The organism is Mesorhizobium sp. WSM2561 (assembly GCF_000513915.1).
Lineage (GTDB): Bacteria > Pseudomonadota > Alphaproteobacteria > Rhizobiales > Rhizobiaceae > Mesorhizobium > Mesorhizobium muleiense.
Genome location: NZ_AZUX01000013.1, coordinates 211094 through 220990, shown reverse-complemented (window position 1 = coordinate 220990; position 9897 = coordinate 211094). Strand labels below are relative to the sequence as shown.

The following is a 9897-nucleotide window of genomic DNA, read 5'->3' as shown; positions in this document are numbered from 1 at the left end:
GGCCGAGGCGGCGGTGCGCAGCGTGCGCCACAATGGCGAGATCAGATGGAACGGTGGTTTCGTCTACGTTTCCAAGGCGCTGGCCGGCGAAGCGGTCGCCGCCACCGAAACCGAGGATGGTCAATGGGCGCTCAGCTTCCATGCCCACCCGCTCGGCATCCTCGACACCAGGCGCATGAAGCTTGTCCGCCGCAGCGCCGCGCCAATCAAACCGCATGGCGCTGCGGCGGACACGACAGGGGGAAAACTGTAACCCATGTATCCGGTTCAAAGTGTTACCCATCTATCAACTGGACACGGTCCACCCTCCGCAGCTGCAGCGCAGCTGCTGGGGAGGACGGTCAGGACAATGAGGGGCGGCGCTGGCTTCCGGAATGCGAAGATCCGTCTGCCAACGACTCCTCAAAGGCAATCGAGCGGAAATTTCAAATAGCGGCGGCCGTTGGATTCCGGTTCCGGCAAGCGCCCGCCATTCATGTTGACCTGCAGCGCGTGCAGGATCAGCCTCGGCATCGGCAGCGTCCTGTCGCGCGCCTCGCGCAACGCAACGAAATCGGCCTCTGTCATGCAAGCGGCAACATGGGTGTTCTTGGATTTTTGTTCCGCGACCGTGCTCTCCCACAAGGGCTCGCGCCCCTCCGCCTGGTAATCATGACCGACGAACAGACGTGTCTCGTCCGGCAGCGCGAGGATATTTTGGATCGAGCGCCAGAGTTGCGCGGCACTGCCGCCGGGAAAGTCCGCTCTCGCCGTGCCGCTGTCCGGCATGAACAGCGTATCATGGATGAAAGCGGCGTCGCCGATCACATAGGTGATCGAGGCCAGCGTGTGGCCCGGCGAAAAAAGCACCTTTGCCGGAACGCCGCCGACCGAAAAGGTCTCGCCGTCGGCAAACAGCCTGTTCCACTGGGATCCGTCGGCAGGAAACCCCGGCCAGTTGTAGATTGCCTTCCACAGTTTCTGGACGTCGACGACCTTCTCGCCGATCGCCGTCGGCGCTCCTGTCTTCGTGCTGAGATAGTGTGCCGCCGAGAAATGGTCGGCATGCGGGTGGGTGTCGAGGATCCATTCGACAACCAGCCGTTGATCTCTAATGAAGTCGAGCAGGGCGTCGGCATTTTTCGTGGCAGTGCTGCCGGACTTCTCGTCGAAATCCAGGACCGGATCGATGATTGCGCATCGTCGCGTCTGCGGGTCGGCAACGACATACTGGATGGACCCGCTCGGCTTGTCGTAAAAGCCTGCCACCTGCAGCTTGGCCGATGATGCGTCCAATCCCGGCTCCCTCAACTCCCACCCGGCAGGAATGGTTTTCCCTGCCGGAGTAAAAGAAGAGCATGGTCATTCGTCAGCGCTACGCCGTCAAGCACCGCATGCTTCGCCGAGGCAAAAAGGCCAAAAATCCTTCCGTGCCGCCTTCTCAGGCGGAGGGCTGCTTGGTCTTGCGGAGATACGGCAGGATCGTCTCGAAGGCGCCGAAACGCTTGACCGCATCCTCGTTGGAAACGGCGGCGGTGATGATGACGTCCTCGCCCTGCTTCCAGTTCGCCGGCGTCGCCACCTGGTGCTTGGCGGTCAACTGTATGGAATCGATCGCACGCAGGATCTCATCGAAGTTACGGCCGGTGGTCATCGGATAGGTGAGAACCAGCTTGATCTTCTTGTCTGGGCCGATGACATAAACTGAACGCACCGTAGCGTTGTCGGCGGGCGTGCGGCCTTCCGAGGTTTCGCCGGCTCCCGCCGGCAGCATCTCGTAGAGCTTGGCGACCTTGAGGTCCTTGTCGCCGATCAACGGGTAGTTCACCGATTGGCCGGTCGCCTTCTTGATATCTTCCTGCCATTTGCCATGGCTCTCGACCGGATCGACGGAAATGCCGATGATCTTGACGTTGCGCTTCTTGAACTCGCCTTCCAGCCCGGCCATCGTGCCGAGCTCGGTCGTGCAGACCGGCGTGAAATTCTTCGGATGGCTGAAAAGCACCGCCCAGCCGTCACCGATCCATTCGTGGAAGTTAATCGTCCCTTGCGTGGTTTCGGCCGTGAAATCCGGCGCGGTGTCGTTGATACGAAGGCTCATGATGCGTCCCTACCCTGTGATTTGCAGCCGGCATGGACCATCCACCGGCCCTGCTTCCGCCTTTTTACCACTGCGGCGTCATCCTTCATACGCCTGTTGCACCGGTACCGGGGCCGGCGACGACAACTTTTTCGCCTTTTGTCGTAAACAGCAGCATTTCCCGCCCATTGATGCCGGCGCAATAGGGCGTTGGGCGCGACAGTAGTGGAAATCTAGGCCTTGTTCACCGCCAGCGTCGTGGCCAGATCTTCCATGCGCTGGGCGAGCGCGCCAAGCGCTTGGGTCAGCACGGAATCGTTCTTGTCGGCCTTGGTCAGCGCATCGTCACGCGTCTTGCGCAGCGTCAGCACTTCGCTTTCCATGCCCTTGACGCGTTTTTGCAGTTCCGAAAGCTCGTCCATGACCATGATGCCGGCCATCACCGTCAGCCGCTGGTCGCCGATTTCGCCGAATGAATCTTTCAGATGCGAGACATAGCGGTCGAAGCGCTCGGCAAGGTCGATCAGATGCTCTTCCTGGCCCTCGTCGCAAGCCATGCGATACTGCTTGCCATCGATGGAAACCGTGACTTGTGCCATTGGGCCAGCCCCTATCTATCCAACACGGCGCGGATGGTTTCCATGGCGGTCACCAGCCGACGCGACACTTCCTTGTTGGCGTCTTCCAGCCGTTCGGCGCGCGCTTCGGAATTGTCGAGTTCCTGCGCCAGCCGCGAGCGGTCGGCGTTCATGCGCTGCACCTCCGCCTCGGCTTCCGTATAGTCGCGCTCGTGCTCGAGCTTGGCCGCGACGGCGTTTTCCAGCCCCTCGATGGCCTTACCCAGCCTGGCGATGACTTCCTTGAGTGTCGTTTCCCCGGTCATGGCTTTCGTCCTGCGCCCTGCCCATCACCGAATCATCCACGTTCAGAACGCGTTATGTCTGAAACATTACGCGCCGTGTGAAGCCAACGTCAATAAAGCTCTCGCGACTGTCCCCTGCTAACGCTAATTTAGGCCACCAAAGCCCTCCTGGCGCATCGCAAGACCGGCAAAAGCGCCGGTTTACTGACCAACAAGATCGGCAAAAGTGCGCCGGTTTGTTGACTAAAAAGCCGCGCCTGCTATGTGTCGCGCACCCCTTTCCAGGGCTCTTCCAAGGCCCCGACCCCCCACACTGGAGGAAGCATGACCTCGCGCGAACAACATGACCGGATGGCCAATGCGATCCGTTTTCTTTCCATGGACGCCGTCGAGAAGGCCCAGTCCGGCCACCCCGGCCTGCCGATGGGCTGCGCCGACATCGCCACGGTGCTGTTCACGCGTTTCCTGAAATACGATGCGAAGAACCCGCATTGGCCCGATCGCGACCGTTTCATCCTGTCGGCCGGCCACGGTTCGATGCTGCTTTATTCGCTGCTCTATCTGACCGGCTATGAGGATATCACCCTCGACCAGATCAAGCATTTCCGCCAGGTGGGGTCGAGGACGGCAGGCCATCCCGAATATGGCCATGCCGCCGGCATCGAGACGACGACCGGCCCGCTCGGCCAGGGGCTTGCCAATTCGGTCGGTTTCGCGCTCGGCGAGCGCATCATGAATGCCGCCTTCGGCAACGACCTCGTCGACCACTACACCTATGTGCTGGCCGGTGACGGCTGCCTGATGGAGGGCGTTTCCCAGGAAGTCATCGCGCTTGCCGGACATCTCAAGCTGAACAAGCTGATCGTCTTTTGGGACAACAACAACATCTCGATCGACGGCCCGGTTTCGCTGGCCGACAACACCGATCAGGTCGCCCGCTTCCAGGCGTCCGGCTGGAACGCCAGCCACATCGACGGCCAGGATCCGGAAGCGATCGCCTATGCCATCGAGGCGGCGCGCCATTCCGACAAACCGACGATGATCGCCTGCAAGACGACGATCGGCTTCGGCGCGCCGACCAAGGCTGGCACCAACAAGGCACACGGTTCGCCGCTCGGCGCCGAGGAAATCGCCGGTGCGAGAAAATTCTTCGGTTGGGATTATCCGCCTTTCGAGCTTCCTGCCGATATCCTCGATGCCTGGCGCGACGCCGGCAACACCGGCATCAAGGCACGCACCGACTGGGAAGGCCGCCTTGCCAGCGCCGACGCCCAATTGCGCAGCGAATTCGAGCGCCGCATCAGTGGCATGCTGCCGGCGAATTTCGACGCCGTAATCACCGACTACAAGAAGAAGCTCGCCGCGGACAAACCGAAGGTCGCCACCCGAAAATCGTCGGAAATGGCGCTCGAAGTCATCAACGGCGCCGTGCCGGAAACCATCGGCGGCTCGGCCGACCTGACCGGCTCCAACAACACCAAGACCAGCCAGACCAAGAACATCACCTCGGACGACTACGGCCAGCGCTACGTTCACTACGGCATCCGCGAGCACGGCATGGCCGCCGCGCTCAACGGACTGACGCTGCATGGCGGCCTCATCGCCTATGGCGGCACGTTCATGTGCTTTTCCGACTATGCCCGTCCGTCGATGCGGCTCGCCTCGCTGATGGGCATCCGCTCGATCTTCGTCATGACCCACGATTCCATCGGTCTCGGCGAAGACGGCCCCACCCATCAGCCGGTCGAGCATCTGGCCGCACTGCGCGCCATTCCGAACCATAGTGTCTTCCGCCCGGCCGACGCGGTCGAGACCGCCGAATGCTGGCAGTTGGCCCTCGAGCAGGAAAAGACGCCTTCGACGCTGGCGCTGACCCGGCAGAACCTGGCGGCGGTGCGCAACGACTTCGTTGCGGAAAACCTTTGTCGCCAGGGCGCCTATGAGCTGGCCGCCGCCAGTGGCGATGCAGCGGTGACGATCTTCGCTTCGGGCTCCGAGGTCGAGATTGCGCTGGCGGCGCGCGAGGCATTGGAGAAGCACGGCCATCCTACCCGCGTCGTCTCTGTGCCCTGCTTCGAATTGTTCGACAAGCAAAGTGCTGATTACCGCAAGAAGACGATCGGCAACGCGCCGGTCAAGATCGCCATCGAAGCCGGCATCCGCCAGGGCTGGGATCATTTCATCGGCACCGACGGCATCTTCATCGGCATGACCGGCTTCGGCGCCTCTGGCACGATCGAGCAACTCTATCCGCATTTCGGCATCACCGCCGAAGCGACGGTGAAGGCGGCGGAAGCCCGCCTGCACGGCGAGTGAATGTGCTGGTCTCCGGCGAAGCCGCACATGGCGGTTTCGCCGGCAGCCGCGACCTAATGGACTTAAATCCAACCCATCGACGGCTGGATTCTTTGCCAGCCCGCCGTTATGAAGCTGCGGACTTGATCTTCGGCCTCCAACTCCCAGGGAGAGAAAAATGACCGTCAGAGTTGCCATCAACGGATTCGGCCGCATCGGCCGCAACATCCTGCGCGCCATCCACGAATCCGGCCGCAAGGACATCGATGTCGTCGCCGTCAACGACCTCGGCCCGGTCGAGACCAATGCGCATCTGCTGCGCTACGACAGCGTGCATGGCCGCTTCCCGCATGAAGTGACGGTCGACGGTGACCAGATCACCGTCGGCAGCGAAAAATTCAAGGTCACCGCGATCAAGGACCCGACGCAGCTGCCGTGGAAGGAACTCGGCATCGATATTGCGCTCGAATGCACCGGCATCTTCACCGCACGCGACAAGGCCGCCGCGCACCTCGCCGCCGGTGCCAAGCGCGTCCTCGTCTCGGCGCCGGCCGAGGGCGCCGACCTCACCGTCGTCTATGGCATCAACCATGACAAGCTGACCAAGGACCACATTGTCATCTCGAATGCCTCCTGCACCACCAACTGCCTGGCACCGCTGGCAGCCGTGCTGCATGAGGCCGTCGGCATCGAGAAGGGCATGATGACGACGATCCACTCCTACACCGGCGACCAGCCGACATTGGACACCATGCACAAGGATCTCTACCGCGCCCGCGCCGCGGCGCTGTCGCAGATCCCGACCTCGACCGGCGCGGCCAAGGCGATCGGCCTGGTGCTGCCCGATCTCAAGGGCAAGCTCGATGGGATCTCCATTCGCGTGCCGACCCCGAACGTCTCGGTTGTCGACTTCAAGTTCATCGCCAAGCGTTCGACCACGGTGCAGGAAATCAACGAGGCGGTGATCGCCGCCTCCAACGGCAAGTTGAAGGGCGTTCTCGCCGTCACCAGTCACCCGAACGTGTCGATCGACTTCAACCACGATCCGCATTCCTCGATCATGGCGCTCGACCAGACCAAGGTCATGGACGGCAACTTCGTTTCGGTGCTGTCCTGGTACGACAATGAATGGGGTTTTTCCAACCGCATGGCCGACACCGCCGTCGCCTTCGGCAAGACCATCGCCTGATCGCGGAACCATCCTCTCGCGATATAAAACGCCCGGCCTGTCCGGGCGTTTTCATGAGAGCGCCCAGCGCCCTTGTGAATGCGCAACGACGCTCTAAGGGTTTGTTTGGCAAGACCCGCGCCTTGAGCGCCAAAACACTCGAAAATCAGCGGCATAGGGCAAAAAACCACCCTCACGCCTTGCACCGGTCATGTCTTCGCCTCACTCTCCCGTAAAGCGAGAGGGACACGAATTCGAGGGGCAATTGGCGGATGGAGCATGCGATCTATCTCGTGACGCTGGTCGGTGCCGCGCTCGTCGTCGCCGCCGCGTTTTCGAGCCTGATCGCCTTCCGCTTCGGCGCCCCTCTCTTGCTGCTGTTTCTCTGCATTGGCCTGGCCACTGGAACCGACGGCCTCGGCATCCAGTTCGACAATGCGCGGCTGGCTTATTTTGCCGGCTCACTGGCGTTGGCGGTGATCCTGTTCGATTCCGGCTTCGGCACACCGCTCAACGCCCTGCGGCAGGCGGCCGGACCGGCGCTGTCGCTGGCGACCGTCGGCGTCCTTTTGACCACCGGCCTGTTCGGCGCCGTCGCCCAGTATCTGCTCGATCTCAGCTGGCTGGAATCCTTCCTGCTCGGGGCCGCTGTCGCCTCGACCGACGCGGCAGCGGTGTTCTTCCTGTTGCGCGCCGGCGAGATCAATTTGCGCGAACGCGTGCGTTCCACGCTCGAGGTGGAATCCGGCACCAATGACCCGATCGCCATCTTCCTGACCATAAGCCTGGTCGAGATCATCGCCGCCAACGCCAGCCCCGAGGCCAGGGTGCTGGTTACCGACCTCGTCCTCGGCTTCCTTCTCAACATGGGGCTTGGCGCCGTCGTCGGCATTTTCGGCGGCCTCGCCATCGTTCGCCTCGTCGACCGGCTCAATCTCGACCACGGGCTGCTGCCGATCTTCGTGCTGACGCTGTCGCTGATGGTGTTCGCCGCCGCCGGCGCCATTGGCGGCTCCGGCTTTCTGGCGGTCTATCTCGCCGGCCTCATTGCCGGCAATTCCGACATCCGCGCCGTCACCATCCTCAAGCGCTTCCAGGACGGCATGTCGTGGCTGGCGCAGATCATCATGTTCCTGATCCTCGGCCTGTTCGCGACGCCCTCGCAATTTCCGGCGATCCTGCTGCCGGCGGTGCTGCTGGGTCTGTTCCTGATATTCGTGGCGCGGCCGATCGCCGTCTGGCTTTGCCTGATGCCGTTTCGTCTGCCGCGCCCGGAAGTCGCCTTCGTCTCATGGGTGGGTCTGCGTGGCGCCGTGTCGATCCTGCTCGCCATCACGCCGCTGCTTGGGGGTCTTGAGAATGGCCGCCTCATCTTCAACACCGCCTTCATCGTGGTGTTGGTATCGCTGGTCATCCAGGGATGGACCGTTGGACCGCTGGCGCGCCGCCTCGGCCTGATCGTGCCCGCCCGCCTGGGTCCGTTGGACAAGGTCGAGCTCGAATTGCCTGGCTCCGCCCATCACGAGCTGCTCGCCTACCGCGTAGCACCGGGCAGCCCGGTGGCGCGCGGCGAGCGCATTCCGCGCTGGGCGCGGCCGTCGCTGGTGCTGCGCGACGGGCGCTCGATGCGCTTCCAGGACATGGGCAGGCTCGCCGCCGGCGACCATGTCTACATCTTCGTGCCGGATCGCTATCCGGCCCTGCTCGACAAGCTGTTCGCCAGCCGCGCCGTGGTCGATCCCGAGGATGCCGACTTCTTCGGCGCCTTCGCCGTCGATCCGGCACGCTCCGCCGCAGAACTGGAAGCCGCTTACGCGCCGGGCCTGACCGAGGAGGAACGCAAGCTGACCGTCGGCGACCTGGTGACGGCGCGGCTCGGCGGCCATGCCGAATATGCCGACCGCGTGCTGATTGGTCCGATCGAGCTGATCGTCCGCGATGTCGACGACAAGGGCAGGATCACTGGCCTCGGTCTTTCCCTGGAGCCGACCGCGCCGGTGGCACGGGTGCCGGTGTTCCTGAGTGCCGGCGAAATCGCCGACCGCATCGTTGGCTTTGTTCGCAATTGGCGCAAGCGGACCAAAAAGCCGGCTGCCGAGGCGCCGGACGACGCGGAACCGGCTCCACAGCCAGTGGTGGGAAAAGCAACCGGCGAGGGCTGACTGCTTGCGACCCGAGGCGTGGATCATATTTTCCGTGAACTCCCATGCAGGTCTTGCATCGTCGTTGATGCGGGGTAAGGTCCCCGCGATTTTTCGCGAAAGGGAACAGCATGGCCGGCTTTAAGACACTGGACGACATCGGCAATATCGACGGCAAGCGCGTGCTGGTGCGCGTCGACCTCAACGTTCCCGTCGCCGACGGCAAGGTCACCGACGCCACCCGCATCGAGCGCATCGCGCCGACCATCGCCGAGCTTTCCGGCAAGGGCGCCAAGGTCATCCTGCTTGCCCATTTCGGCCGGCCCAAGGATGGACCTTCGCCCGAATTCTCGCTTGAGCCGATCGCCAGGGCGGCCGCGGAGGTGCTTGGCCGCCCTGTCGGCTTCGCGGCGGATTGCATCGGCAACAAGGCCGCGAGCGCCGTCGCCGCCATGAACAACGGCGACGTGCTGCTGCTCGAAAACACCCGCTTCTACAAGGCCGAGGAGAAGAACGACCCGGCCTTCACCGAAAAGCTGGCCGCCAATGGCGACATCTTCGTCAACGACGCCTTTTCCGCCGCCCACCGCGCCCATTCGTCGACGGAAGGGCTTGCGCACCTGCTGCCGGCCTTCGCCGGCCGTACCATGCAAGCCGAGCTCGACGCGCTGGAAAAGGGCCTCGGCAATCCCGTCCGCCCTGTCGTCGCCGTCGTCGGCGGCGCCAAGGTCTCGAGCAAGATCGACCTGCTGATGAATCTGGTGAAGAAGGTCGACGCGCTGGTCATCGGCGGCGGCATGGCCAACACCTTCCTCGCCGCGCGCGGCACCGCCGTCGGAAAATCGCTGTGCGAGCATGATCTCGCCAACACCGCCAAGCAGATCATGATCGAGGCGGCCGAAGCCGGCTGCGCCGTCATCCTGCCGGTCGACGGTGTCGTCGCCAGGGAATTCAAGGCGGGCGCCGCCAGCGAAACCGTCGCCATATCAGAGGTGCCGGCCGACGCCATGATCCTCGATGTCGGCGAAAAGACCGTGAAGACCGTTGCCGACTGGATCGACCGCGCCGCGACGCTGGTCTGGAACGGCCCGCTCGGCGCCTTCGAGATCGAGCCGTTCGACCGGGCGACAGTGGCGGCGGCCAAGCACGCCGCGGCCCGCACCAAGGCCGGCAAATTGATCTCGGTGGCAGGTGGCGGCGACACGGTGGCCGCCCTCAACCATGCCGGCGTCGCCGACGACTTCACCTATGTCTCGACCGCCGGCGGCGCCTTCCTGGAATGGATGGAGGGCAAGCCGCTGCCCGGTGTCGATGTGCTGAAGCGCTGAGGCTCTGAGGCCCTGGGCGACAGGCGAACGAGGGCGTTTGCGCA

8 protein-coding genes and 1 pseudogene are annotated in these 9897 nt (G+C 63.2%); 5 read left to right on the top strand and 4 right to left on the bottom strand.

Features of this window, described 5'->3' with window-relative positions:
- Nucleotides 1-253: pseudogene (locus tag M727_RS0112670) on the top strand (integrase); the annotation flags it as partial.
- A 149-nt stretch (nt 254-402) separates the two neighbouring features.
- Here M727_RS0112670 and M727_RS0112665 read toward each other — a convergent pair.
- The 4 genes from M727_RS0112665 to M727_RS0112650 all read right to left on the bottom strand — a co-directional run bounded on the left by M727_RS0112665 (nt 403) and on the right by M727_RS0112650 (nt 2942).
- Complete coding sequence (locus tag M727_RS0112665) at nt 403-1275, bottom strand: MBL fold metallo-hydrolase (protein WP_027152995.1); 873 nt, start codon at nt 1273-1275, stop codon at nt 403-405.
- A 145-nt stretch (nt 1276-1420) separates the two neighbouring features.
- The gene (locus M727_RS0112660; protein WP_027152994.1) at nt 1421-2080 is read right to left on the bottom strand and encodes a peroxiredoxin; all 660 of its coding nucleotides are present in this window, start codon (nt 2078-2080) and stop codon (nt 1421-1423) included.
- Nucleotides 2081-2292: 212 nt separating this feature from the next.
- Nucleotides 2293-2658: a cell division protein ZapA gene (locus M727_RS0112655; RefSeq protein WP_023797070.1), complete on the bottom strand. Its 366-nt coding sequence runs from the start codon at nt 2656-2658 to the stop codon at nt 2293-2295.
- 11 nt (nt 2659-2669) lie between these two features.
- Nucleotides 2670-2942 (bottom strand): DUF4164 domain-containing protein, encoded by a 273-nt coding sequence (locus M727_RS0112650; protein WP_023797069.1) that lies wholly within the window; start codon nt 2940-2942, stop codon nt 2670-2672.
- Nucleotides 2943-3245: 303 nt separating this feature from the next.
- On the opposite strand from M727_RS0112650, the gene tkt reads away from it, so the two are divergent.
- The 4 genes from tkt to M727_RS0112630 all read left to right on the top strand — a co-directional run bounded on the left by tkt (nt 3246) and on the right by M727_RS0112630 (nt 9853).
- Complete coding sequence (gene tkt, locus M727_RS0112645; RefSeq protein ID WP_027152993.1) at nt 3246-5237, top strand: transketolase; 1992 nt, start codon at nt 3246-3248, stop codon at nt 5235-5237.
- A 157-nt stretch (nt 5238-5394) separates the two neighbouring features.
- Complete coding sequence (gene gap, locus M727_RS0112640) at nt 5395-6405, top strand: type I glyceraldehyde-3-phosphate dehydrogenase (protein WP_027152992.1); 1011 nt, start codon at nt 5395-5397, stop codon at nt 6403-6405.
- 251 nt (nt 6406-6656) lie between these two features.
- Complete coding sequence (locus M727_RS0112635; RefSeq protein WP_027152991.1) at nt 6657-8546, top strand: potassium/proton antiporter; 1890 nt, start codon at nt 6657-6659, stop codon at nt 8544-8546.
- Nucleotides 8547-8656: 110 nt separating this feature from the next.
- Nucleotides 8657-9853, top strand: coding sequence for a phosphoglycerate kinase (locus tag M727_RS0112630; protein WP_027152990.1), 1197 nt, complete (start codon nt 8657-8659; stop codon nt 9851-9853).
- The last annotated feature ends 44 nt before the right edge of the window (nt 9854-9897 follow it).